2 protein-coding genes are annotated in these 919 nt (G+C 39.5%); both read right to left on the bottom strand.

Annotation, left to right across the window (positions count from 1 at the left end; translation table 11 throughout):
* Positions 1-12: 12 nt before the first annotated feature.
* Complete coding sequence (gene yajC, locus ACRCJ0_RS15895; RefSeq protein ID WP_154837596.1) at positions 13-396, bottom strand: preprotein translocase subunit YajC; 384 nt, start codon at positions 394-396, stop codon at positions 13-15.
* Positions 397-567: 171 nt separating this feature from the next.
* On the bottom strand, positions 568-919 hold a 352-nt coding region (locus ACRCJ0_RS15890), incomplete at its 5' end, for a tRNA-guanine transglycosylase (RefSeq protein WP_431391147.1).

Below are 919 nucleotides of genomic sequence, written 5' to 3'. Positions count from 1 at the left end.
GGGTTGCTGTGACTAGATTTGATCGTCCTCTTGTTGGTCGCCTGCTTCTACATCTTCAATGACTACATCGTTTTCGCGTGCTTCTTCTTCAGCAGCATCGCTCATGATATCGTTAGCCATTTCAGTATTCATTGGGTCAGCTTTTTGCGTACGCGCAATTGCACGACGGTCAAATACTAAGTAGACACCTTCACAGTCTAAAGTGATAGTATTTTTTGTTTCATCGATTTCAGCAATGACACCGTGTAAACCACCGATTGTTACTGCTGAATCACCAACTGCCATTGCAGCCATCATTTCTTGTGTTTCTTTTTGACGTTTTTGTTGTGGTCTAATTAACATGAAGTACATTAAAGCCACTAAAACAACGATATATAATATTGTTCCTATTCCCATTAAAAGAATAACCTCCTGTTTGATTATTTGTTCACATATGAACCGTTCATTTTTTTATCATTAGCATAATCGTACCATAAAGTGCCCATAAATTACATAGGTTAACCCTTGTAAGACGAAAGATTTAGCAAGACCTCGCCTAGCCCCTTTTCAAAAAGAAAAGTGCTTGACCTAAAAGGCGGTTTTTTGAACCTTACCGTAATATTGCAAGAAGAATTCGTCTCTAAAGTCCAATAGACGGTCTTCGCGAATGGCATCTTTAATTTGCTCCATCAGATTGATTAAGAAATGCAAGTTGTGGATTGACGTTAATCGTAGTGCAAATGTTTCGTTAGCTTTCAATAGGTGACGGATGTAAGCACGTGTATAGTTACGGCAAGTGTAGCAGTCACAATTTGGATCTAATGGTGTAAAGTCGCGTGCATATTGCGCATTTTTGATGACTACACGGCCTTGACTGGTCATGGTAGTCCCGTTACGTGCAATACGTGTTGGCAATACACAATCAAACATATCGATACCG

The organism is Aerococcus sp. L_32, assembly GCF_050689315.1.
Note: the sequence above shows the minus strand (reverse complement) of the source record. Positions and strands in the feature narration are given on the sequence as shown.

What these genes read in the sequence shown, in the direction of transcription:
- yajC (WP_154837596.1), bottom strand. Translation starts at nt 396, where the DNA reads ATGGGAATAGGAACAATATTATATATCGTTGTTTTAGTGGCTTTAATG.